At 66.8% G+C, this 22,317-nt stretch carries 16 protein-coding genes and 1 tRNA gene; 4 read left to right on the forward strand and 13 right to left on the reverse strand.

All coding sequences use genetic code 11. From position 1 onward, the window contains the following. Nucleotides 1-47: 47 nt before the first annotated feature. From LMH63_RS15645 to LMH63_RS15665, 5 genes are read right to left on the reverse strand one after another with little or no spacing between them, the layout of a single operon-like run. Nucleotides 48-2,801 carry a tetratricopeptide repeat protein gene (locus LMH63_RS15645; RefSeq protein WP_109678892.1) on the reverse strand — a complete coding sequence of 918 codons (2,754 nt, stop codon included), beginning with the start codon at nt 2,799-2,801 and terminating at the stop codon, nt 48-50. Next, a complete protein-coding gene (prsR, locus tag LMH63_RS15650; RefSeq protein ID WP_229332623.1) occupies nt 2,801-4,198 on the reverse strand; it encodes a PEP-CTERM-box response regulator transcription factor in 1,398 nt (465 codons plus the stop codon). Before prsR ends, LMH63_RS15645 begins: the two co-directional genes overlap by 1 nt. Next, entirely contained in the window at nt 4,185-6,260 is a 2,076-nt protein-coding gene (gene prsK / locus LMH63_RS15655; protein ID WP_109678894.1) for an XrtA/PEP-CTERM system histidine kinase PrsK, read from the reverse strand. The genes prsR and prsK overlap by 14 nt, the downstream gene beginning before the upstream one ends. 12 nt (nt 6,261-6,272) lie before the next feature. Beyond that, entirely contained in the window at nt 6,273-7,583 is a 1,311-nt protein-coding gene (locus LMH63_RS15660; protein ID WP_109678895.1) for an ExeA family protein, read from the reverse strand. Between the two features lie 18 nt (nt 7,584-7,601). Beyond that, entirely contained in the window at nt 7,602-8,999 is a 1,398-nt protein-coding gene (locus LMH63_RS15665) for a TIGR03013 family XrtA/PEP-CTERM system glycosyltransferase (RefSeq protein ID WP_109678896.1), read from the reverse strand. A gap of 414 nt (nt 9,000-9,413) precedes the next feature. On the opposite strand from LMH63_RS15665, the gene LMH63_RS15670 reads away from it, so the two are divergent. Further along, on the forward strand, nt 9,414-10,094 hold the full coding sequence (locus LMH63_RS15670) for an acyl-homoserine-lactone synthase (RefSeq protein WP_158280384.1): 681 nt from the start codon (nt 9,414-9,416) through the stop codon (nt 10,092-10,094). 10 nt (nt 10,095-10,104) lie between these two features. Here the strand turns inward: LMH63_RS15670 and LMH63_RS15675 are convergent, their stop codons facing one another. The 3 genes from LMH63_RS15675 to LMH63_RS15685 all read right to left on the reverse strand — a co-directional run bounded on the left by LMH63_RS15675 (nt 10,105) and on the right by LMH63_RS15685 (nt 12,989). After that, nucleotides 10,105-10,914 carry a PEP-CTERM/exosortase system-associated acyltransferase gene (locus LMH63_RS15675; protein WP_109678898.1) on the reverse strand — a complete coding sequence of 270 codons (810 nt, stop codon included), beginning with the start codon at nt 10,912-10,914 and terminating at the stop codon, nt 10,105-10,107. Nucleotides 10,915-11,037: 123 nt separating this feature from the next. Next, entirely contained in the window at nt 11,038-12,117 is a 1,080-nt protein-coding gene (locus LMH63_RS15680) for a nitroreductase family protein (RefSeq protein WP_158280385.1), read from the reverse strand. Next, nucleotides 12,114-12,989 carry a ThiF family adenylyltransferase gene (locus LMH63_RS15685; protein ID WP_109678943.1) on the reverse strand — a complete coding sequence of 292 codons (876 nt, stop codon included), beginning with the start codon at nt 12,987-12,989 and terminating at the stop codon, nt 12,114-12,116. Before LMH63_RS15685 ends, LMH63_RS15680 begins: the two co-directional genes overlap by 4 nt. 185 nt (nt 12,990-13,174) lie before the next feature. Here LMH63_RS15685 and prsT point away from each other — a divergent pair, with 185 nt between their 5' ends. From prsT to LMH63_RS15700, 3 genes are all read left to right on the forward strand, one after another. Continuing rightward, a complete protein-coding gene (gene prsT, locus LMH63_RS15690; RefSeq protein ID WP_109678900.1) occupies nt 13,175-15,982 on the forward strand; it encodes an XrtA/PEP-CTERM system TPR-repeat protein PrsT in 2,808 nt (935 codons plus the stop codon). A gap of 214 nt (nt 15,983-16,196) precedes the next feature. Continuing rightward, nucleotides 16,197-17,384: a sulfotransferase family protein gene (locus LMH63_RS15695; RefSeq protein ID WP_146205219.1), complete on the forward strand. Its 1,188-nt coding sequence runs from the start codon at nt 16,197-16,199 to the stop codon at nt 17,382-17,384. A 9-nt stretch (nt 17,385-17,393) separates the two neighbouring features. After that, nucleotides 17,394-17,972, forward strand: coding sequence for a hypothetical protein (locus LMH63_RS15700; protein WP_109678902.1), 579 nt, complete (start codon nt 17,394-17,396; stop codon nt 17,970-17,972). 120 nt (nt 17,973-18,092) lie between these two features. Here the strand turns inward: LMH63_RS15700 and LMH63_RS15705 are convergent, their stop codons facing one another. From LMH63_RS15705 to LMH63_RS15725, 5 genes are all read right to left on the reverse strand, one after another. Further along, on the reverse strand, nt 18,093-19,103 hold the full coding sequence (locus LMH63_RS15705) for an EDSAP-1 family PEP-CTERM protein (RefSeq protein WP_109678903.1): 1,011 nt from the start codon (nt 19,101-19,103) through the stop codon (nt 18,093-18,095). A gap of 298 nt (nt 19,104-19,401) precedes the next feature. Continuing rightward, nucleotides 19,402-20,604, reverse strand: coding sequence for a nucleotide disphospho-sugar-binding domain-containing protein (locus LMH63_RS15710; RefSeq protein ID WP_109678904.1), 1,203 nt, complete (start codon nt 20,602-20,604; stop codon nt 19,402-19,404). 165 nt (nt 20,605-20,769) lie between these two features. Further along, entirely contained in the window at nt 20,770-21,561 is a 792-nt protein-coding gene (locus LMH63_RS15715) for a hypothetical protein (RefSeq protein ID WP_146205220.1), read from the reverse strand. Nucleotides 21,562-21,796: 235 nt separating this feature from the next. Continuing rightward, nucleotides 21,797-21,872: transfer RNA gene (locus tag LMH63_RS15720), tRNA-Thr, on the reverse strand. 153 nt (nt 21,873-22,025) lie between these two features. Further along, entirely contained in the window at nt 22,026-22,316 is a 291-nt protein-coding gene (locus LMH63_RS15725) for a hypothetical protein (RefSeq protein WP_229332624.1), read from the reverse strand. Nucleotide 22,317: the final 1 nt, after the last annotated feature.

A 22,317-nucleotide genomic window follows, 5' to 3' on the forward strand; every position in this document is an offset into this window, starting at 1 on the left:
CGAGAACGCTATCACAGTAACACGGCTAAATTTATGTTGGCCGATCATTACTGCAGTTGCTCCAGAAGCGCTTCCGCCGCGTCCCGCTCCGGGAAGTCGCCTGCGTCGGCGAGCAGGGACGTCAACTCGGAGCGTGCGTCCTGCGGCTGCTGGTTCGCGACCAAAGCCTCCGCCAGGTGATAGCGAACGGTGGGCAATGCCTGGAGCTGGTCGGCGGCCGACACGAGCAGCTCTAGCCCTTGCTCCGGGCGATCCGCGCGGACCAGGAGCCAGCCGAGCGTATCCTGAACGAAGGGGCTCTCCGGCGCCTGCTCGTGGGCCCGGCGGGCGAACTCGAGCGCCTCCTGCGGGGCACGCTCCCCGATCGTTGAGGCGAGATTGTTCAGGGCCCGCCAGTCATCCGGATCAGCCTCAAGCGCCCGCCGGTAAGCCGCTTCGGCCCCCCTCTCGTCTCCCGATGCCAGACGACGGTCACCGAGGACACGCCAGGCCGGACCGTCCGCCGGCTGACCGTCGAGCCATCGCTCCAGCGTCTCGCGCGCCGCCGCGCGGTCACCCCGCTGCCACTGCACCTGCGAAAGCGCCAGGCGTACGGCCCGCGAGTCGGGAAAAGCGGTTAGGGCTTTCTCGAGCACCGCAACGGATTCGTCGGCACGCCCGGCTCGCAGGAGGATCTCGGCGTGCGTGACCACGAGGCTGTCCGTCATGCCTTCGGTCCCGTCGGGGAGGCGGGAAGTGAGCTCAAGCGCCCGCTCATGCTGATCCTGACGGGACGCCTGAGTGGCGAGGGCAAGTATGATCGCGGGATTCTCCGGCTGGACGTCGAGGGCCGCCTGCAATGCGGCGCGGACGGCCTGCCCGTCGCCAATTACCGAGTATGCGCCGGCGAGCTTCAGATAGCCCCGAACCGATTCCGGATTGCGGGTGAGCGCACGCTCATAGGCAACGACAGCCTCGTTTTCGCGCTCCATCTGCAGCAGCAGGTCGCCGTGCAGGAGACCCAGGGCCTCGTCCGCGGGAGCGTCCTCCAGCGCCGCCTCGGTCACCTCGAGCGCCTCGTTCAGCTCGCCGTCGCTTGCCAGCACGAGGGCATACAGCGCCGCAGCGACTGGAGAATCCGGATTGTCCTGCCTCGCCTGCTCCACCCAACGCCGGGCCGAATCGGCGTCACCCGTTCGGCGTGCCAGCTCGAATAACGCAAGCTGGGTGGGCAGGCTGCCCGGTGCCGCACCCAGGGCGGCGTCGTAGTGAGCCCTGGCACGCTCCACGTCGCCGGCCCGCAAGGCGAGGGTCGCCAGGCCCTGATGGGCGGTTACCTGCTCCGGATCGAGACCGAGCGCCTCCGTCAGCGCCTCTTCGGCCGCCGCCTCGTTGCCTTGCGACAGATGACTGAGGCCGTCGATCAGCGGCAGGCGTGCATCATCCGGGTAGCGCTCGCGCAGGCCCTTGAGGCGCTCCCGCGCGTCCGCCGGGGCCCCGCCGCGCAGAAGCTCCACCGCCTCGGCCAGCGCCACCCCCAGCTCGCCGTTGCCCGCAATTCTCTCGACGCCCGAATCCGCATCCGTGCCGGGCAGGGCATCGGGCGAGCTGCCGCCAGCCTGCGCGTCGACCCTCGAGGCCGCGGCGGCGCCCCCGTCTGCCGCATCGCCCACCGCCCCCGGCTCCGTTGCCGAGTCATCGGTCAGCTCAGCTTCGACCTCCAGATCGGCGAATGAGATGGACTCCGGGCCACGTTCGTCCCGGCCGGCAAGTCGCGCCTCGCTCGCGCGCAGAAGCGTGCGGGCGCGATCCAGGGCCGGCCGCTGGCGGACAACCTGCTGCAGATAGCGACTGGCCTGCTCGTAGCTTCCCTCGGCGAAGTGCGCAGCGCCGAGATAGAACAACGCACCGGTGTGCTCGGGTGCCGCACTCAGCGCCGCCTGGAGGCTGGCGATGGCGTCGTCAAACCGTTCCTGTCGCAGCCGCAGCAGGCCAAGCAGGTAGTGCGCCGCCGGACTCTCGGCGTTGGCCTGCAGCGCGCGGTCGAGCTCGCGTTCGGCCTCTTCCCGCGCGTCCCGCGCCAGCAGCGTTCGGGCGAGCCCGATACGCGCGCTGGCCAGACCGGCACTCTGCTCGAGTATCTTGCGATAGGCCCGCCCTGCAGCCCGCGCCCGGCCGCGTGCAAGCTCCACCTCGGCGAGCCGCTCCCACGCGCGCACATTGCCCGGATGACGATCCAGCACGGTGACCAGCCGCCCCGCGGCCGCGGTGTAGCGGCCATCGGCGGCGGCGCACTCGGCCAGGCCGATATGGCCGCGTGGCAGCTCCGGTGCGCGGGCAACGGCACTCTCGAAGGCCGCGCAACCTTGCGCCTCGTCCCCCGTGGCTCGCAGCGCGTAGCCGCGGAGTACCTGCAGCCGCGCTGCCGCCTCGCCCTCGGGCATGGACATGCCCTGCAATTGCGCCAGTGCCTCTTCGGGCTGATCCTCGAGGAGCAGGGCCTCGGCGAGATCGAGGCCGGCACGGTCCTCGCCGACGCCCAGGGAGACGGCGCGGCGCAGCTCCTTGACCGCGGAGGCCGAATCCCCCGCCCGGAGCCGCAACTGCCCAAGCGCAAGCCGCGCCTCGGCAAGGTCGCCTTTCTTCTGCAGGGCATTGCGGAGCTCGATCTCCGCCGAACGGGCGTCCCCCTCGTCCAGGAACTCTCTTGCCGCCTGCAGGTGTTCCTCTGCGGCCGTGCTCTCGAAGGCGTCGCAGCCCGTGAGAAGGAAAGCCGCGGCGGCGGTCAGTACCAACAGCGGTCGAGCAAGCGCGCGAGCCATCACTGGCGTGCCTCCACGGGGCTGTCGGGCTCCCCCCAGCGGGCATTGCGCAGCCCGTACTTGTTCAGCAGGGAGTAGAGTGTCGGCCGGCTCACGCCGAGCAGCTCGGAGGCGCGGACCAGGTTGCCGTTGGCGAGGCCGAGTGCCCGCGACACCGTGCGCCGCTCGGCGCGGTCGCGAACCTCCCGCAGCTTCAACGGCTCGACCTCCTCCATGTCCACGTCGAGCCCGAGATCCGCGGCGGTCACTTCAGCCCCGTCGGCCATGATCACCGCGCGACGGATCACGTTTTCCAGTTCGCGCACGTTGCCGGGCCAGGAGTAGCCGCGAATGGCGGCGAGCGCATCGGCGCTGAAGCCGCGCAGCGGCCGCTTGTCGCGCTCGGCGTAACGGCGCAGGAACGCGTGGGCGAGCAGCGCGGCATCGCCGTCCCGATCGCGCAGCGACGGCACTTCCACGCTGATCTCGCTCAGCCGGTAGTAGAGATCCTCGCGGAAGTCGCCCGCGCGCATCATTGCGTGCAGATCCTGGTTGGTGGCGCAGACGACACGCACGTCCACCGGGATCTCGCCGCGCGCCCCGAGCCGCTCGATCACCCGCTCCTGGAGAAAGCGCAACAGCTTGGCCTGCAGTGAAAGCGGCAGATCCCCGATCTCGTCCAGGAACAGGGTGCCGCCGTCTGCATACTCGATCTTCCCGATGGTCTGCCTCGTGGCGCCGGTGAAGGCGCCCTTCTCGAAGCCGAACAGCTCGCTCTCGAGCAGGTTCTCGGGGATGGACGCGCAGTTGATCGCCACCATGCGCCTGTTCTTCCGCCCGCTCAGGCGGTGCACGGCCTGAGCCAGCAGCTCCTTGCCCGTACCGCTTTCTCCCAGCAGCAGCACGGTGGCGTCCGAGGAGGCAACCCGCTCCACGAGGCGGCAGGCGCGCAGCATCTGCGGCGAGGTTGCAATGACGCCCTCGAGCGGGTTCTCGGGAGACTGGACCAGCCGCCGGCGCTCCATCTGCAATTCGTGCAGCCTGTAGGCGCGCTCGACGATCAGCTGCAGCAGATCCGGATCCACCGGCTTCTGGTAGTAGTCGTAGGCACCGGTGCCGACCGCTTCCAGGGCATGCTCCCGGGCCTCGTTGCCGGTGATGACGATGACCTTGGTTTCCGGGGCGCGGACGAGGATCTGCTCAAGGGCACGAAGCCCCTCGGAGGCGTTCGCCGCGTCCGGCGGCAGACCGAGATCAAGCAGCACGATGGGCGGCTCATGCAGATCCACGAGCTCCAGCCCGCGCTCGCGATTCTCGGCGAGCAGGACCTGGTAGTCATCGCTGAAGCACCACTTGAGCTGCTGCTGCAGCCCGGAATCGTCCTCGACGATCAGCAGTGCCGGATTAGCTCTGGGCACGTTGCACCTCCGCTGGCTCCACCCCTTCCGGCGCATCGGCCTGCATTCGCGGCAGCCGCAGCACGAAGCGCGTCCCCTCTCCCGGCTGGGAGAAGACATCCAGCAGCCCGCCGAGGGACTCGACGAACTGCCGGGCCTCGTACACGCCGATGCCCATGCCCGCGTTGCCCTTGCTGGTCACGAACGGGCGGAACAGCTGCTCGCGAATGAACTCCTGCGACATCCCGCACCCGGTGTCCCGAATCTCGATGCGGCAGTGCTTGTCCGCGTCCACGGCGGACAGCACCACCTGACCCTCGGCAGACGTTGCCTGCTGGGCGTTGCGCACCAGGTGCTCGAGAATGGTCTGCAGCCGTCCCGGAGGGCAGCTGACCCGCAGCCCCTGGTCGGCGGCCTCGACCGCCGGCCGCGGCGTCTCGTCCGCGCAGGCCTCGGCGGTAGCCGCAAGCACGCCCGGGACGTCGACGTCCGTCACCTCCTCGATAGCGGACTCACTCTTGCGTAGCCCCTGCAGCACGCGGTCGAGCCTGGCGGTCGCACTCTCCACGGTGCGGAAGGCGTCGTCGACGAACTCGGGGTTCTGCCGGTGGCGGCGGGCGTTGCGGGTGATGAGCGAGAGCTGCGCGCTCACGTTCTTGAGATCGTGCACGACGAACGCCGAGAGGCGTTGATAGGCGTCGAACTGGCGGGCGTCCATGAGCGCCTCATCGGCGTCGGCAAGGGCGAGGTAGCTCGCCACCTGGCGGCCCGCCGTGCGCAGCAGGTCGCGGTCCTCCCAGTTCAGGGGGCGCGGCGCCCGCGGCTTGGCCAGAACCGCGAAGCCCCGCAGGCGGTCCCGCTCGAGCAGCGGAACCACCAGCCAGGCGTCCGGGACCTTGCCGAGCCACTCGGGGAGATCGAACGTCGGCGCCTGGGCGGGGTCACGCCGAATCTCCTCCAGGTCGAGGATCCACTCGCGCTCGCGCAGCAGTGCGAGCAGCGGGCTGGACGCGGGCTCCGTAACCGTGCCGGGGAAGGCGACGTTCCAGGTGGCGGCCAGCAGCTGGTTGCCGGAGTCGCTGCCGCTGAAGAGCAGGCCACCCCCGGAATCGACGATCTGGGCGAGCGCGCGCAGGGCGCGCACGCGCAGGGACTCGCTGCTGTGGCTGTCCGAGAGCGTATTGACGAAGCGCAGCCACTCCTCACGGTAGTCGTAGCCGTAGGAGAAGAAATGCTTGGAGACGAGCACGCGCAGCCGCGCACGCAGGGTGCTCGAGAACACCCCGACCAGCAGCAGGGCCACCGCACCGGCTAGGAACACGGACTGCAGCAGCGGCCCCCACGTCCCCCCCACCAGCCGCAGATAGTAGCCAGCGCCCGCCATGGCCAGCAGGTAGACCCCGGCTGCGGTAATCACGAAGGAATCGGTCACAAGCCGGCGCGAGACGCCGATGTCCAGAGACCACCTGCGGGTGCGCGCGGCCGAGACGGCGACCAGCGGCGCTGCCACGGCCGCCACCGCCGCGCGGCCGAGCTCGAGACCCGGGGCCGGCGCGCCGAACAGCAGCGCCGTGGAGAAGTAGTAGAAATCGAAAGCGAACAGCAGACCAAGGCCAACGCACAGGTGTTTGAGTGACCAGCGCTGCGCGCCGTCACTGGCCCGGTAGATACGCTCGATGAACACGAGCCCCGCGAGGGTGGCCAGCAGCAGGCCGATCACCAGCGCCATGGGGGACAGCACGCCACTTGCCACACTGGCGAGCAGGAACACCACTGCCGTGCAGATCATCAGAGCCGGCCAGCGCCAGCTCCGCCCCCCGGCGTCCGCCTGCAGAATCAGCGTGAGCGGCACCAGCCATGCCAGGGGGCGCAGGAACTCCACCAGCACCAGCGCCGGGCCGCCATCAACTCCCCCGGTGGCGGCGAAGGCGTGCGCCGTCGCCCACACCGCAGTGACGGCGGCCGCGATCGCGAGCCAGGCCCCTCGGCTGACGCGCCGCAAGGCGAGCAGCAGCAGCACCGCGAGCGCGAGCTGCGTGGCCGCGGCGAGGCCGAATCCGACGCTGGTGATCAGTGCATCCATGGCATTCCGCCGCTATTGCCTCGGCACCGAGACGCTGCCGTCGCGCACGCGCACCTCGCCGGTGTACTCGGCACCGGCCTCAACCTCACCGCCGCCAATCACCCGCTCGCCGAGGGCGGAGACCATGTCCCGGACATCCGAGAAGCTCTGCAGGCCGAGCAGGTCACGCCCGAAATAGACGCTCACGGCAATGAACACGAGCGCAGCCACGCCAACGCCGATGCCGATACCCATGCGGTGACGTCCCCGGCGGACCGGCGCAACAGCGGCGCCCCCATGCTTCTGTCCGCCAGGGGGCGGGGCCTGCGCCGCTCCGCCCCGCGTTTGCACGCGGACCTCAGGCTGAGGGGGACGCGGCGTTGATGCCCTGGCACGATCGGCCGCTGCGGGCGCAGCGGCACCACGAGGGCGCGGGGCACTCTCCGCATCACTAGGCTCCGGAGCGGGAGCATCCGCCGCGGCGCGAGACGCCAGCAGCGCACGGGCCTCAGCAGCCTGCCGGCGCTCGAGCAGCCCCTCCTCGACCAGATCCGTAAGCACTGCCTGGAGGGCCTCGGGGCCAAAATGGCGGCAGTCCTCCACGAAGCCGTACATCAGCAGCCGCGCGCAGACCTGGTTGATGCGTCGGGGCACGCCACCGGTGATCTCGCGGATCACCGGGTAGAGCTCGGGCTCGAAGTGCGGATCACCGTCCCAGCCAACCCGGGCGAGCCGGTGCTCCATGTAGGCCCGCGCCTCCTCCGCATCCATGGGGCGCAGATGGCAGGCGGCGATGAGGCGCTGCTGCAGCTGCTCGAGCTTGGGGTGATCGATGACCTCGCGCAGCCCGTCCTGACCGATGAGGAAGATCTGCAGCAGCGGCCGGCCGTCCTTCTCGAGGTTGGTAAGGAAGCGCAGCTCCTCGAGGGCGTCGTCCGGCAGGCCCTGGGCCTCGTCCACCACCAGCAGGCAGCTGCGGCCATTCCGGTGCTCGGCGTCCAGGGTTCTGATGATCTGGCGCAGCAGCGTGGCCTTGTCCAGATGATCGGCCTGCAGATCCAGTGCGTAGGCGATCATGCGGACGAGCTCGGTACCGGCGAGCCGCGTCGTATTCAGGCGCACGACGCGTATGCGCTGGCTGTCGAGCTCCGCCAGCACGGCCTCGATCAGGGTGGTCTTGCCGGTGCCCGGGGCACCGGTCACCATCACAAACCCCTCCTCGCGCTGCATCCCGTATTCGAGATAGGCCTTCGCCTTGCGGAAGGTCTTGTGCGGGAAACAGAAGCGCCGGTCCGGCGTGAGCCGGAACGGGTCGTCGCTGAAGCCGTAGTAGCTTTCGTACATGGTCGGGTTCTCCTGCGCTCAGCGCACGCCCTTGCCCCAGAGCACAACCTCGGCGGTCTGCAGCAGGATGCCGATGTCCGTTAGCAGGTTGTGGTTCTTTGCGTAGTACAGGTCGTACTGCAGCTTCTCGAAGGCGTCGCGCTCGGAGGCGCCGTAGGGATAGCGAATCTGCGCCCAGCCAGTTAGCCCCGGTTTCACGCGGTGGCGCTCGGCGTAGTACGGGATGTTGCGAATCAGGTCACCCACGAACTCCGGCCGTTCCGGGCGCGGCCCGACAAAGCTCATGCGCCCCGCCAGCACGTTCAGCACCTGGGGCAGCTCGTCGATGCGATAGCGGCGCAGGACCCGGCCCACGCGCGTCGTCCGGGCGTCCCCCCGCGAGGCCCAGCGCGCAACGCCGTCCGCCTCGGCGTCAAGGCACATGCTGCGGAACTTGAGCAGCTCGAAGGGGATCCCCTCCTGGCCGACGCGCGTCTGGCGGAAGAGCACCGGGCTGCCGCTCTCAAGCCAGATCGCCGCCGCCGCGAGGAGCATGACCGGCGAGGCGAACAGCAGCAGGGTGCTGGCCGCGACCAGATCGAAACCGCGCTTCAGCATCAGATGCACTACCCGCCGGTTGAATCCCGGCGAGAACACCAGCCAGCTCGGATCCATGGCATCCAGCTTGAGGATGCCAAGCTCACGCTCGATGAACGTGGGCAGATCCACCACCTCGACACCACGCACGCGGCACTCGATCAGTGCCTCCATGGGCAGGGCGCTGCGCCGGTCGTCGACGGCCACCACGAGCTGATCGACATGGTGCTGGCGACAGAAGCCGGGCAGGCTCTCCTCGAGGTCGAGGCAGCGACCCTCAGGCACGTGGAGCGCGTCGCCGGGGCTCGGCACGAACCCGAGGAACCGCACGCCGATGAAGTCGGTGGAGCGGCGAAACCGCAACAGGTGCGCCGCACGGCGCCCGGCGCCCAGGACCAGCACGCGCCGATGGCCGTTGCCCTGACGCTGCAGGCGCAGCCATACGGTGCGCTCGAGCAACAGCCCGGCCGTGGCAAAGGCCAGCGAGATGGCGAACACGCCACGCCCGAGGTACAGCGCCGGAACCAGGTAGAACGCGAGCATCATCAGGGCACCGGCCCCCGCCATGCCCAGCACGACGCGAAGCGCCACGCCGAGGTAGCCATCGCGCAAGCGCGGGTTGTAAAGCCCGCTGACAACGAGCGCCAGCATCCCCAGGACCGCGAACACAAGTGCCTTCGGCCACAGCGGCTGCAGGTCCGTCTCCCCGACTGCCTGCAGTGCCCCGAAACGCCCCAGGGCGCCGAGGTAGATGGCGCCGACCAGGATGATCGGCTCGATCAGCCCCAGAACCAGCAGCAGTCTGCGGTTGGGGCGCGCCAGTGTGCCCGGACGAATCATCGGATACCTTCCTTGATCAGCCCCGCCCAGCAGGCGGCTGATCCGTCTCTGTGAGAACTGGGCGCAGCCAAATTTTTCTGTGCGCTGGTTCTCAGACCGTCCGTGGTGTTCATCACAGTTTTCCTTCTTGTTGGGATGTTTTACAGATGCCGCGGGTGCCACGCAAGAGGGGTCGTCGCCTATTGGCGACAGTCTGAACGCAACAACGGGAAACCAATAACCCTCTGTTTTCAAAAGCCCACACAGAGGAGTGTGACGCGTGACCGTGGCCGTCCGTCAGGGCCAGGCAACGCAAATGGGCGGGAAGGCCGACGAACGGTAACCTCGCACCTAGAGAAATCACGGGGTTCCGGCGGTGGCACAGGATGTGCTGACCAGCGGAGTGTCGTGCAATTTTACAACGGAGGCTCGACAGTGGCGCAGGCAGAGTCGGCACCGGATCATCCACGTGGCGGCTTCAGCGGGTACCTCGCGGATACCCGGGAAAGCCGCCAGATTCACTATCGGATTCGCTACCAGGTCTATTGCGAGCGGAAGGGCTTTGAAGACAACGCGGTGCTGCGCAAGCGCGGCCTGGAGAGAGACGCCTACGACGGCCACGCCCTGCCGTTCATCTTTCGCGATGAACATGACGAGCGGTGGCGGGGTACGGCGCGGCTGGTGATCCGCGGGGCCTCGCGCCTGCCGATCGAGGAGATGGGCGCGCTGCCGGGTGACTTCTGCAGTCAGCACGCGCCGGGGTCAGTCGCCGAGCTCTCGCGGGTGGCGGCGCTGACACCGCCGACGAGTCATGGACACGGGCGCTGGGAACTGCTGAAGACGACTCTGGGCTCGGTGCTCGTTTGCGCCCAGCAGTTTGGCATCGGGGAACTGCTGTTCCTGATTACCCCCAGCCTCGCCCGGGTCGTCCGGGGGCTCGGGATACCGATGCGCCCCGTCGGCCACCCTGTAAGACATCGGGGCGAACGGCGCGCCTTTGCCAGCTGCGTGCCGGAGGCGCTGGAGAGTCTCGCCGAACTGGATGTGCGGCCGAGCCTCGATTTCTGCTCCCGACTGCGCGACGCTCCGTACTCGCCGCAACGACTTCTGGCGTAGATCCTGCTTTTTACGGCCGGGGCGGGAGATAGCGCCCGCCCTGCGTCACCAGATCCCAGATATCAGGCCGTTCCGCAAGAATCCTGTCCACGACGTCCGCCGCCACACCCAGTGTCGGGCGGCGGCGACCGTGATAGTCGACATCTTCTCCGATGCGCTCGAACCGGATGCCGAACCGGCGCAAAAGCCGAAGCAACGTCGGCTCCATCACGGCAAGCCAGTGCGTGACCTCCGCCTCGACGCTCAATTGCACGATGGCGGCGAACAGCCCGACCGTGATATGCGGAAACCCGCGCTGGTGCAGTGCGTCGCTTCCTGGCCGCGCATCGGCGTAAACGACCTGATCGCTAACGCCACCGACCGTCTCCGCCTCGGCGAGTCGACGCTTGAAATTGCGTGACACCGCAAGACGAGAGATCTCCGCGACGCGGGGACGGGGGAGCTCGGCAATCCGCCGCTGCGCCTGCGGATACAGCGCGTCGGCGCAGTGCGCCTCGATCGGAAACGGGTCCAGCGCCGGCTTACCCGCGAGCACCAGCCGCACCACCGCGGCGCACTCGCCGGAGGCGACGTGGCGCACCAGGGCATGAATGGACCGGGCATCGCAGTCATCCTGCTCGAGGCCATTTGGATGCTCGGCCGGATTCTCGAACGCGTGCTCGACGCAGTAGACCTGATAGCGCAGGCGCTGGACCTCATCGAGCACGGAACCGTTGCGGGCGCGTTCGATGCGAAAGTGCCGGTCAAACGCCTTCCGGATCATCGACGGCTCCGCGGTCCGGCTCGGCTCGCCGCTTCCTTTCGCCTCGCACGCGCTCATGCGCCCTCCGGAAGGTCACGTCCAATGAACCCTGGACGCTACGCGACGAACGTTGGCGCTTCTGCAAACCGCGTCATGCCCAATGCGTGAACCACGTCGGAGCCTGAGGATCCCGAAGGGCGCTCAGTCGACGAGCAGCTCCGCCAGTGGCCAGCGGATCGAGCGAGCCTGGGGTGGCTGACCGTAGCCCATCCGACCCATGAACACGGCGCGCGGCAAGGTTTCGGTGCCGAACTCGTCCTCCAGAAACGCCGCGAGCCGCTGCGCGCGCCGCCAGGGTCGCTCCGCACGAGTGAATCTCTCGCCGCTATGCACGTAACGGTGGAACACGATGGGCGTGTAGGCGGGCTGGAACTGGATCCCCATTGCAGCCGCCTGCAGCCACAGTCGCTGCACGGCCCCACCGGCGGCGAGGTGGTCGTCGATGGTTACCGGTGACGAAGGGGCGAGCAGCAGAAAGTGCCCGCCACAGAAGAGCGCCGGTATCAGATCGAGCTGGAGGCGCGGCAGCCACGTACCGCCGAAGTAGCGGTTAAGTACATCCACCCGCCGCCAGCTCCGCATTGCCCAGCGCATCAGCGCGAGGCCGAGTGGATCCATGCCGACCGCCGCTGCCGGAATCCGGTCCCGGCTCTCCCGCGCGCCCCATTCGATGGCGTCCCGGTGCACGGGGAACGCCTCCGGCGTGGTCAGGCGGATACCGGCGTTGCGCCAGAGCAGCCTCGCGATGCGCCCCCGCTGCCCCCACCCCAGCCGCCAGATCAGCTCGTAGCCCTTTGGCAGGGCCTCGGAGAGCGTGCGACGGTCCGACTCCGAAATGGGCTTCGGGCTGAGCGCCCGGCGGTGCGTGGTACGCCTCTCAATGGCCGCATGCAGCGGATCTTCGGGGTCATCCGTCGGCGAGATCCGGGTGCGCACGCAGAGCTCGTGGCCCGCGCGCTGCACGGTTTCCACCCTGGCGTCCTGGCCCGACGCCCGGGCCGCCAGGCGAAGCGTCTCGAGCAGCGCGCCGACGGCCAGCAGGCTGGCCCCGCCGTGATAGTCGTACAGCACCTCCTCCGCGGTGTCGGCCGCGAGGATCTCGATACCGTCCGGCGCATGCATGCGAAAGCGCCACGGTTGGGCGTTGTCGCCACTCGGGGCCCAGCGGGCACGCTCGAGCAGCGCCCTCAGCCGATCCGCCGCCTGCTGATCGCCGGTCATCGCCCTGCCCTCGCCGCCATGAAACGCCGCCGTGCCAGCCCTAGTATGAGTCGCTGCAGGGGATTCCCATTGCCGCCCGGGCGCCATGTCTTTACGTAGCGCTGGCGGTAGGCATCGAAGTGCAGCCCCCAGGGCGCCGAGCGGACCGTTCCGCGCCCGAGCAGGATCTTCAGCGCCTCGGTACCCGCCACACCGGCACAGAGCTCGCAGCCCATCACCGTCGACGGCCCGCGTTCGTTGGCAAGATCGACGGCGGCAGGCTCCACCAGATACCGTGTCTGCAGCATTGCCGGAGATAGGCCGACCAGGAAACGCAGCAGCTGCTCATCCCGCGGCCGGCCCTCAAGGCGGAAATACCGCTCGAACGTCATCCGCCCCGGCAGAAAGGCGAGGAAGGCCACGCCCATACCGAGGGGCGCCGCCGTGATGGCCGGGATGCCCCGCTCCGCGCAGGCGGCGAACACCAGCTGCCGGGCCTCCACGGCAAAGAAGTCCAGCCCGTCGATGTAGAGATCCACGCCGTCGAGGAAGCGGGCGATATTGCCCCCACCGACCGGCTCGGCCAACCCGCGTACGTCGGCCTCGGGATTGATCGCAAGCACCTGCTCGCGAACGACCTCCAGCTTGCCCCTGTCCGCGGACGCCATCGTGGCCCCGGCCTGCCGGTTTAAATTCTCCACGGCGAAGCGGTCCGGATCCGCCAGCGAGAAGCGCCCGACGCCCAGACGCGCGAGGGTGAGAGCATGAAACCCGCCAACGCCACCGAGACCCGCGATGGCGACCCGGCACCGCCGCAGACGCTGCTGCTCGCCGTGCGTTACCCAGCCGATATTGCGACTGAAGGCCGTGGCATAGTCGAATGCCGTCACGATAGGGGCTCCCGCCACCGCGAATGAAGTGGATCGTACGTCATGCACACCATACAAGGTCGGACTGCGTCTTACCTGCGCGGCCACAATGTGCTTGACTGCGTAGGGGGCATGTCTGTGACCGATGCCCCGTCGTCGATGATTCCATTCAGCCGTGCGATCGATGATCGCCAGAGAGTGTTTCCGCCATGGACACCGGTTTCCGGCATCGCCTCGCCCCTTTCGTTGTCCTCGTTGCCCTGACTCTGATCACGGCATGCAGTGAGCCGAGGGCCAATGCCCCTGAACTCCTCGACCAGGCCAAACAACACATGGCAGATGGCGAGACCCGCGAGGCGCATATCACGCTCCTCAATGCCCTGCAGGCTGACTCGAGCCTGACCGAGGCACGTCACTTGCTCGCCCGCACATCCCTCGCGCTTGGCGACTTCGCCCGCGCGGAGAAGGAGATCCGGCGTGCAATGGAGGATGGAGTACCCGGGGAGAAGGGGCTGCCCATACTTGTGCGCGCTCTGGTACGTCAAGGCAAAGACGATGCCGCACTGGACGAGACGGATGAGTTGCCTGACGGGTTGGGCGACGCCGTACGCGCTGAGATTCTAGGGTTGCGCGGTCAGGCTGCCCTTAACCTGCGAGACGTGCCGGCCGCCGAAACCAGCTTTCAAGACGCCCTGGAACTTGACTCCGATGCGCCGGATGCGCGAGTGGGCATGGCAATGATGGCCGGTCTACAGCGGAACGCCGAAGAAGCCAGGGACTGGCTGGAGCCACTGCTCGATCGGGAGCCAGCTCTGGCGGACGCCTGGTCCACGCTGGGGGATCTCGAGTTGCAGACGGAAAATCTGGAAGCCGCGATTGATGCGTTCTCAACCGCCATCGATGCACGTCCTTATCCGACGCTCGACCGCGCCAAGAGGGCGTTGGCATACATACTTACGGACAATGAGGCGGCCGGCCGCGAGGATCTGTCCACCATTCGTAGCGAAGGTTTTGGGAATCACCCATATGTAGGCTACGTCCGTGGAGTCGCGGAATTCCGCGCCGAGAATTTCGATGACGCCTTGGCTGCACTTCAGCAGAGCGCAGAGGATGCGCCCGACTTCCTGCCTACGCAGATCTACTTGGCCGCGACGCATCACCGCTTAGGAAACTCGGAGCAGGCGCTTCGCGCCGCCCGAACGGTTTACCGGGCGGCCCCACAATCTCTACTGGGAGCCAGCCTGCTCACGGGAATTCATTTGAGCCGCTCCGAACTCGCGGCGGCGGAGACTATCCTGCGAGATGCGCTCGCCGAGAATCCCGACGTGCCGGCGCTGCTGGGGACGGTCAGCAATATCGCGTTGCTACGAGGGGACACATCCGAGGCGCTGACTTTCGCCGAGCGGTTGATGAGCCAGCGTCCGGACTCGGCAGCGGCGAGAAATCTGGCCCTCATGGCCCGGCTTCTCGACGGGGCTCCGCTGGACGATTCCCTGCTTGAGTCGGTGCGCACCGACGGAGACGAGCAATCTCTCTACGTCGCGGATTTCCTTGCCGCGTCGGCCGCGTTCCGCGACGGACGAATGGAAGACGCGATGAGACAGGCGACGCGCCTGCGCGAGAGATACCCGGACCGTGCCGACCCGATGAAGCTCCTGGCGGCGGTACAGCTCAGAAACGGCCAGTGGCCCGCGGCTCGCGAGTCCCTAAACGAGGCTCTCGAGCTGGCACCCGAAGACGTCGGTCTACTCTCCAGTCTCGCCAAGGTAGAGCGCGCGCTCGGAAACGCGGAGCGTGCTGGTGCGCTCGCCAAGGACGCGCTGGAGCTCGATCCCGGGAACGGTGAAATGGCCTTATTTGTCTCCGACGTGGCAGCGGCGCGCGGTAATCGAGACGAGGCGCGCGCGGTTCTCGAGAACACTCTCGCCACCGCGCCGGAATCACTGCAGGTTCGGCGCCGACTCGCCGCCGATTACTTCGCCGACCGGCAACTTGACAAGGTGCTCGACGTTACTGCTGACCTCTCGTCGGGAGAGGAGCGCGATGCACCCGAATTGCTGGAACTCCGAGGTCAGGCGTTCTTGCTTGCAGGTGATCCGTCTGCCGCGCAGCCGGTCTTCGCGCGCTTGACAGAGCTGCGACCAGAGTCGGCAAGGGCGCACTTTCTTCATGCGGAGACATTGGCGCGAACAGGCCGCCTGGACCGCTCTCGCGCCGAGCTGCGGCGGGCGCTAGAGCTTGACCCAGATCTCGTAGAAGCCCGTATCGGCCAAGTCAGGCTGCTGGTCCGCGACGGCCAGATGGACGAGGCACGTCGCAGGCTCGACGAGCTTGCGAGTCGGTTCGGCGACCGGCCTGAGGTCACTGCACTACAGGGTTGGTTCGCCCTGGGCACCGGAGATTATGCCGACGCCGAAGCATATTCGTCGCAAGCCTTGGAGGACGCGCCCACTACAGATGTGTTCATTACTCTTGTCCAGGCGCTCTGGGCGCAGGGCAAGCACGATGCCGCCATCTCTCGTATGAGCGCATGGTTGGAGGAAAACCCCACGGATGCGACCGTGCTCATGCACCTCGCGGGCGCCTATCTGTCATTGGACCAGCCCGCCAAAGCCCGGGAAACGTACGACCGCGTAGTGACTCACCACCCGGATCATGTGGCGGCACTCAACAATCTTGCGTGGCTCAGCCGCGAGGTGGCACCGAAACGAGCTTTGGAGCTTGCGCGACGTGCCTACGAGCTCGTCCCACAGGATCCTGAAATCCTCGATACGCTGGGCGAACTGCTGCTGCGTGACGGCCAGCTCGATGCAGCTCATCGGCGCCTCAGTGAGGCGCGCGAATTGGCACCCGACGATCGGGGCATTCAGATGAATCTGGCGCGGGTGCTTATGGCGCAGGGGCGCGAAGCGGAGGCAGAGACACTTCTGCAGATGGTGGTTGATGGAGAGACCGAGGACGACGAGACCGGGCGAGAGGCCCGGCAACTCCTGGCCACACTGCGTGGCTCGGACTGAGGCGCCTTGTTAGTACGCGCTCTGACCGGCATTGGAGCACCGCCATAAGGGTGGTGGCACGTGATCACATCGGGACCGCATGCCAAGACGCCTGCGAATGCATTCACGGCAGATAGCGCAAATGCATGCTTCGATAGCGAATATGTGAAGCGCTTCGCCTTGGAGACTGTCGGTGCCGTTCCAGTGTGGCTTGGTCAGGCTTTGGAATCATGCGGTGCGGTTCGCGCCCGCACGTTATCGCTCCACGCGTGTGTCTCTGGAGCGGATCGTTGATCGCGCCCGCCGGAATTCCGGCGGACGAGTTGACGAGGGCGAGCAGCATGTGAAGCCCCTCGCCAGACTCGTCGACGCAATGAATGAACCGGATGGTGCCCCTCTGCACGCGTTCGGCCGATTCTACGCAGAGACACTGTTCTCGGAATTGCTGACACAAAGGGAACGCTTGCGACGGCTCTGGGAGCAACAGCCGGAGATCCTTGACGAGAGGATCACCCGGCCGGTCATCATCCTGGGACTTCCCCGCTCGGGCACCTCTTTTCTATTCAACCTGCTCGCCCAGGATCCTGCCCACCGTTTTCTTAGCAACTGGGAGGCGACGGTTTCGCAGGTTCCGCCCCCACGCCAGCGCACCTATTTGGAGGATCCCAGGCGACGCAAGGGTCGGCGTCTGATGCGCTTTCAGCACTACCTTGCTCCCGGGCTGAAGGACGTCCATACCTTCCACCTGGATGGGCCCGAGGAGTGCACGCCGCTTCTCATGCAGGGATTTACGACCCAGGCCCTTGCGGGAATGTTCGAGGTGCCATCGTATTCAGCCTGGTTGGACACCGCATCTCATGCCGAAACGTACCGCCATCACCGGCGCATCCTGCAGACGCTGCAGTGGACATATCCCGGGGAGCGCTGGCTGCTGAAGTCGCCTGACCACTTGAGCGCCATCGACGCGCTGGCTGCGAATTATCCGGGCGCATGCTTTGTCCACTTGCACCGCGATCCGCTGCAATCCGTTGCCTCCTGGGCGAGCCTGAACGCCGTGTTCCGAGGCATTCACTCAAGCCCGGTTGATCCGCAAACGCTCGGAACGCAGGTCCTGAACCGGCTGTCCACGGATATCAATGACTACCTAGAGAAGCGGCCCGAACATCCCGAGGATCTGATCCTGGATCTGTACTACGACGACCTCGTTCGGAAGCCAATGGACACCGTCGAGACGATCTATCGGCACTTCGATCTCCACCTCTCGGCGGACGCTGTCAGCCGCATGCAGTCGCTGATCACCAGTGCGCACGATCACCGTTCCGCGCACCGCTATACGCCCGAGGACTTTGCGCTCTCCCCAGCAGACGTGGACAACCGCTTCGCAGCGTACACACAAGCCTTCGACATACCCCTAGTGCGTTGAGGTGGCGCCATGAGACGCACGCTGCGGACACCGGTCACCGTCGTTGCTAGCTTGCCGGTCCTAGTGGCTGTTGGCCTGCGCTCGTTCAACGGCCCCGCGCCGCTGTTTCGCTTGTCCGTGACCCTCAGCGCGCTTTCCGTCGTCGCGCTGCTGGCGCACGCCTACCTGCGTACGACTGAAATGACGCCACATAGGGATGGCGATGCCGGGAGCGCAGTGCGCGCGCACATACTGGCCCACGCCATCGCCTTCGGTTACCTGGGGCACACACTATTGGCCGAAACGTGGCCGGTGCTGGCGGACCTGCTCTGGCTCGCGCCGCTCGTGTATTTCTTCCACACGGGGCGACGCGCGTGGGCTCGCCTTCATGCAAACTACGGCACCACCCTTTACTACGCCTTCCATCGGGGCAACAGTGCGATGCGGGTGATGGTGCCACTTCTCACGCTGGCGGCTGCAATCCTGCCCCAAGCGCAGGGATTTCCGGGCCGCTTGACCACATTCTATTTCACCGTGCACTTTCTGCTGGTGGGCGTCGCGGTACTCCGCATCGATCGCGACATCAGCCGGGCCAAGTGTCCGCCGTGACCGTCACAATGGCCGCAGGCGACAACCCTGTGTAGAAATTACAAAGACGGGGATGCCCACGGCACCCCCGCCTTTGTAGCCACGGGCAGCGGCACGCCGCCCGAGTCTCAAGTCTCGCGATCAGGCGGCGAGTTTCGAGTCATACCGACGCCGCCGGGCCATCACGCCAAGCCCCGCCAGACCAGCACCAAGCAGCAGCAGAGAGCCTGGCTCCGGCACCTGGGTGGCGTTCACGCTGGTGAGAGCGGCCAGCGTCAGACTGTAGTCGCCAGCAGTGAGTCCGTCGATGTCCAGCGCGAATGCACTAGCAATGGTACCCAGGCTGTGGCTGTTACTGCTATTGCCGGGACCCGCCCCAAGGGTTTCATTCAGGGATTCAGGATCGAGCTCGTTGCTACAAGTCACGTTGACGCAGATCGCGTCGCCCGCCACACCATTAGGCGCCCAATTGACGAATTCACCGCCACCGTCTGTCCGCCGGAGCGTGAAGTCCGCCGTCATATTGGCCTGAGCCAGCCCAGCGGTGAAGCCCGTCAGAAGATCTACCACCGCCTGCATCTCGGGGTTCGCATCAAATCTGAGCTCGAGGCTGGCCGGCCCCGGCTGCAGTAGCGTGAACTGCAGCTCAAACGTCGTGTTCGACTGAATGTTGGTGGATGCCTGAGCGGTGCCACTCCCGGAAAGCTCATTCTCCGAGACCTGCTGAGTTCGCGTCGAGGCATCCCCCTCTAGCTGAGCGGTCGTGACCTCCGCATTGGAGTTCGCATAGGTCTCCGTACCGGTTGGGCCGAGGAGACTGTAGTCCGTGTCCGCACGCGCTATGCTGCTGCCAGGCGCATTGGCAGCGGGAACCCCGAGCCGCGGGGAGCCGGTGCAGCCGCCAGTAAGGCTGCCGCATGTACCTGCGTTGGCGTCCGTTGCGCCGTTGAGGGTAGCGGAATCCTCGACGTTAAAGGTGTACTCAGGGTTGAGGTTCGTTATCTGAGTGTTGTTGTCGTCAAAGAACCTTAGGGTCAGGTTGCTCACATCCAGCGCCGAGCCACCGTAGACTCCGGCCGAGGCGGGCCCGGCCATGCTTAGAACCAGCGCGAGCGACGTAGAAGCTGTCAGTAATGCTGCCTTCGTTCTCATCCGTAGTGCCTCCCGTAGGGCGTTGTAGATATGCTGGCCGTCCATACCCCCGTTGGGGCACGTAAGCATCTGTCGCAATAGTCCCTGCAAAACGCAAGCCAACTTAGAAAACCGCTTAAACTACAAATGGTTGTGACACAACTGCCAGGGCGAATCGTGTACATACGGTCCGCCCTGTAAAGGATCTCGACAACCACAGTCAGTAACCGTCTGATTGCCTGAACTCCCAGGTTCTGGCGGGAGCCGCCCTCGCCACACCCCCAACCAGAACGGGAGCCACCCAACCGACACGAAACCCTCAAGACAGGGTTTCGGCAAGCGCGATGACACGTTGCGCGCCGGGCGTGGCACGTGCGCGTTCCTGCAGACGGGCCGCCGCATGGTTGAACGACTGCGCGGCGAGCAGCGAGCGCAACGCCTCCCCGACCCCGGCGACTGTCATCCTCCCCGCCCTCCGCAAGATTCCAGCACCAGCGCTGGCCGCCGCCTGCATGTTCAGGAGCTGGTCCATGTTGCCGGCCAGTCCAAGCACGGGTCGCGCTGCCAGCAGCGCCTGTTGTACACCGGGACTGCCGCCGTTGCAGACAACCACCGTACCTACCGCCGCAGCCTGGTCGCCGGGAAGGTAGTCCGCCACAAAGCAGTTCGATGGGACCGGGCCAGGCGGGGCAGCACCGGCAGTGGCCACTACGCCGGTAACAGGAAGCGTTGCAAGGGCCTGAAGAACCGGGCCAAGCACGGCTGTATTTCCGGAGCTACCCAGATTCACGTAGACCACAGGGCGATCATCCGGGAGCTCATCCCACCATCCGGGCAGCGATATCCGCGGCGACCACGGGATGGGGCCGATGACTTCGTGGTGGTGAGGCGCATCGCGCAGCGACGTGAGCCCGGGGATATCCGCATACAGGGTGTGGTCGGCATCGGTATACGCGTATCGCAGGTCCGCCGGCAGCGCCGGCAGCCCGAGCTCGGCGCGCAGGCGATTGAGCGGGCGCGCGTGGTGGGCGAACACCTGCGGGCGTATCCGGTCGAACAGCCACTGCGACGCGGCGAGCCCCACCACTCGTGTCAGCGGCAGGTCCGGCACCGGATACGCCTGCTCTGCATACGGGCTCCAGTAGGCGTTCGAGAGCGCGATGTAGGGCACCCCCTCGACTCGCGCGCTCGCCGAAAGCGACAGGCGGAAGTCGCCGATGATGACGTCCGGCTCGATCGCGCGGATGAGCTGACGGTCCTTTGCCGCATAGCGACGGAGGGTCGACAGGTCGTAGAGCCTGCGCCCGGCCGCGAGCGCCGCACGGAAGTCGGCGGGCGAAACCGAATCGAGCGAATGCGTGCGAAAGGTGGGGGCCGGAAACAGCTGCTTGTAGGCGGGCGCCCAGGCCAGGTGGACATCATGCCCGCGAGCCGCAAGCTCGCTGGCCACAACGAAGGGCCGCGCGGCATGCGCCAGGGTGACGGCTTCTGCAAATACCAGGATCCTGCGGGCCCCAGGCATGGGATCGGTGTTCCCCGCGGCGATTTCGCATCACGCCGACGGTGTGCAGACCCGGCCCGGAAGTCAAGCGTTGATGCCGCCCGCACTGCGCATGTCAAGAAAGCTTACAGGTCGGCAGCCACGGGCGCCCCCGGGCTGCCGGATCGGACGCTTCGTCGCAGAGCGCTACGCGCCCCTAGTACCGGCAGCGCTCCGCCGTCCCGCCAGCCCCAGCCCGAGCAAGCCGGCTGACACGAGCATTAGCGGGGCCGGGGCCGGCACCACTTGCACCTCGATGCTGGCCCCGGCCTGCCAGTCCGCATCCAGGCCCGCACGGTATCGCGTCTGCCCCACCGCATACGTCTGGAACTCGCGCACATCGCCCGCAAGCGCGTCAATGTCGGCCTGGTCGGTTTCATTATAGGCATTGCCGTCGGTATCCAGCGGGGCCGCCTCGTTGTCCGTCGCCCAGAACGCGAACCCAAAGGTCCCGATGACGCCATCGTCAGTGCCGTCACCGTCGGCGTCGTAATCCTCCCAGCTCGAAGGCTGCGTCCAACCCGCCGCCGGATCGTCCAGGAGGTAGCTACCCCCACTCCAATCGTACGTATAGTCCACCCCGTTCCAGTCGAACGCCCACTTGACCTGGAAGCGACCGTCCAGGGAGGTCGTGCTCTCGCCAGGCAGCCAGTAAATCCAGTGCAGGCGCTGCCCGAGATCGCCCGTGCTGTAGACGATCTCTTCGTAGGGCGTCATACGATGCGTACCCGCGTAGGCGCCGCTGCGCATATCGACGAAGGAGCCGGCCGCCGCGTCGCTCTTCGCGGCGTCCCACCAGGGCGTCCAGTCGGGAGAGCCATACGCGTTCGGCGCGGTGTCCACATTCAGGGTCACGACCGCCGGCGCGGCCAGGGGAAGCATGGCAAGCACTCCGGCGAGTGCTCGGGCCGTGATGGGGAACTTGCGTCGATAATCCATTGCGCCTCCTTACTCTACGATCTCTGCGAGCGATGGCGTCCGCGTCCACCCGTACGAGGCAGAGCAACGCGAGCCGGTTAGACGCAAAACCAATGCCAATGAACAAAAAACAGCGTGTTATGAGCACCGCCTGCGGGGACCCCGCGTAGCGGTAAGCGAATTGTAAAGCTGACAGACTGGCGTATGTCGCGGGCGTCTGGCGGGAATGACAGGCATGGCCTGAGCAAGCGGTGACTGGAGCTGGCGACAGGAGTCGAACCTGCGACCGGTCGATTACAAATCGACTGCTCTACCAACTGAGCTACGCCAGCTTTGCCCGTGATGATAGAGAGGGCGACGGGGGCGGGCAACGGGTCAGACCCAAGCCCCGCAGTGGAGCCCACTTAACCGCCCGGCCTCGCCACGCGATCCACTCTAGGCGCGTGCCCCGACCATTCACGTGGCCAAAGGCCGAGCCGAAAGGCTCACCCCGCCCGCGAGCGGGAGGTCTTCACCGCATAGAGCCGGCGACCGGCACGGAGCGTCGTGGTGACCTCGCCCTCGGCCCGGAGGCTCTGCAGAGCCCGGCGGATCTGGTGCGTGGCAAGCCCGGTACTGCGCTGGATCCGGGCTGCCGTCGCCGGCGCGTCCAGGGCGGCAAGGGCCTCACGAACACGATCCCGCGGCTCCTGCACCCGGCTTGCGGTGTCCTCCGCCACCGCCGGCGCATCGCCGCCGCCGTCCTCGGCCGCCGGCTCGAGGCCGAGCGCGGCCATC

Source organism: Spiribacter halobius (genome assembly GCF_020883455.1).
Classification (GTDB): domain Bacteria; phylum Pseudomonadota; class Gammaproteobacteria; order Nitrococcales; family Nitrococcaceae; genus Sediminicurvatus; species Sediminicurvatus halobius.

Bases quoted from the DNA above. Each gene is read 5' to 3' on its own strand.
- LMH63_RS15700 (WP_109678902.1), top strand. From the start codon at position 17,394: ATGAGACGCACGCTGCGGACACCGGTCACCGTCGTTGCTAGCTTGCCG.
- prsK (WP_109678894.1), bottom strand. From the start codon at position 6,260: ATGGATGCACTGATCACCAGCGTCGGATTCGGCCTCGCCGCGGCCACG.
- LMH63_RS15675 (WP_109678898.1), bottom strand. From the start codon at position 10,914: ATGAGCGCGTGCGAGGCGAAAGGAAGCGGCGAGCCGAGCCGGACCGCG.
- LMH63_RS15725 (WP_229332624.1), bottom strand. From the start codon at position 22,316: ATGGCCGCGCTCGGCCTCGAGCCGGCGGCCGAGGACGGCGGCGGCGAT.
- LMH63_RS15710 (WP_109678904.1), bottom strand. From the start codon at position 20,604: ATGCCTGGGGCCCGCAGGATCCTGGTATTTGCAGAAGCCGTCACCCTG.
- LMH63_RS15660 (WP_109678895.1), bottom strand. From the start codon at position 7,583: ATGTACGAAAGCTACTACGGCTTCAGCGACGACCCGTTCCGGCTCACG.
- LMH63_RS15680 (WP_158280385.1), bottom strand. From the start codon at position 12,117: ATGACCGGCGATCAGCAGGCGGCGGATCGGCTGAGGGCGCTGCTCGAG.
- LMH63_RS15645 (WP_109678892.1), bottom strand. From the start codon at position 2,801: ATGGCTCGCGCGCTTGCTCGACCGCTGTTGGTACTGACCGCCGCCGCG.
- LMH63_RS15705 (WP_109678903.1), bottom strand. From the start codon at position 19,103: ATGAGAACGAAGGCAGCATTACTGACAGCTTCTACGTCGCTCGCGCTG.
- LMH63_RS15715 (WP_146205220.1), bottom strand. From the start codon at position 21,561: ATGGATTATCGACGCAAGTTCCCCATCACGGCCCGAGCACTCGCCGGA.
- prsT (WP_109678900.1), top strand. From the start codon at position 13,175: ATGGACACCGGTTTCCGGCATCGCCTCGCCCCTTTCGTTGTCCTCGTT.
- LMH63_RS15665 (WP_109678896.1), bottom strand. From the start codon at position 8,999: ATGATTCGTCCGGGCACACTGGCGCGCCCCAACCGCAGACTGCTGCTG.